General features: G+C 45.4%; 1 protein-coding gene. It reads left to right on the top strand.

Annotated features, from left to right (window positions below; all coding sequences use genetic code 11):
• Positions 1-1,464 (top strand): alkyl hydroperoxide reductase subunit F (gene ahpF / locus ACXM0J_RS18740; RefSeq protein ID WP_479750737.1); only part of this gene is annotated, 1,464 nt, incomplete at both ends.

Here is a 1,464-nt window from a genome sequence, read left to right as displayed (position 1 = left end):
TGCTCAAATTAAAGAACTGGTGAGTGAAATCGCTGAGCTTTCTGACAAAGTGACTGCCCGTTTTGACGGTAACAATACACGTCGTCCAAGCTTTGGTGTGGCTAAAGCAGGTGAACAGCCTCGTGTGTTCTTTGCAGGCTTACCAATGGGCCATGAGTTTACGTCTTTGATCTTGGCGCTGTTACAGGTGTCTGGCTATGCACCTAAAGTGTCGGATGAAGTGCTTAACCAGATTAAAGGTTTAAACCTCAAAGCCAACTTTGATGTGTTTGTATCACTCAGCTGTCATAACTGTCCGGATGTGGTACAGGCGCTTAACCTGATTGCGATTTATAACCCGAACACTACAGCAACCATGATTGACGGTTCATTCTTCCAAGACGAAGTGGAACAACGCAAAATCATGGCTGTACCAATGGTATTCCAAGACAATGAACACATTGGTCAAGGTCGTATGACCCTTGAAGAGATTGTGGCAAAACTTGATACCAACTCAGCTGAAAAAGATGCAGCAGCACTGAATGCCAAAGATGCTTTTGATGTGTTGGTGATTGGTGGTGGCCCTGCAGGTGCAACAGCTGCAATCTATGCTGCACGTAAAGGTATTAACACAGGTATCGTGGCTGAACGCTTTGGTGGTCAGGTGATGGACACCATGGACATTGAAAACTTCACGTCTGTGCAAAAGACTCAAGGTCCTAAGTTTGCTGCCGAGATGGAAGCACATGTCCGTGAATACGATGTCGATATCATGAACCTGCAACGTGTCAGCAAAATCACAGGTGCAAACCAAACTGAAAACGGTCTGGTTGCGGTTGAACTTGAAAACGGCGCCAAACTTGAATCAAAAACTGTGATCCTTTCAACAGGTGCACGTTGGAGAGAGATGAATGTACCGGGTGAGCAAGAATACCGTACCCGTGGTGTTGCCTACTGCCCACACTGTGATGGTCCATTGTTCAAAGGTAAACGTGTTGCTGTGATTGGTGGTGGTAACTCAGGCGTAGAAGCTGCAATTGATCTTGCAGGGATTGTTGAGCATGTAACTCTGGTTGAATTCGATACCAAACTTCGTGCAGACCAAGTCTTGCAAAACAAATTGCATAGCTTGCCAAACACAACGGTGATTATGAATGCCTTAAGTACAGAAGTGTTAGGTGACGGATCACAAGTGACTGGTCTTAAATATAAAGACCGTGCGACTGATGAAGAGCATGTGGTCGAGCTTGCTGGGATCTTTGTCCAGATTGGTTTATTGCCAAACACTGACTTCTTGAAAGACAGTGAGGTTGAGTTAACCAACCGTGGCGAGATTATTGTGAATGACCGCAACGAAACCAATGTTCAAGGTGTATTTGCTGCCGGTGACTGTACCACTGTACCTTACAAGCAAATCATTATTGCTACAGGTGAAGGTGCTAAAGCATCACTCTCTGCGTTTGATTACATCATCCGTTCTGGGCA

The organism is Acinetobacter sp. GRABPA_MV_2, assembly GCF_056725885.1.
The sequence above is the reverse complement of the archived record's forward strand: the minus strand, read 5'-3'. Positions and strand labels throughout refer to the sequence as shown.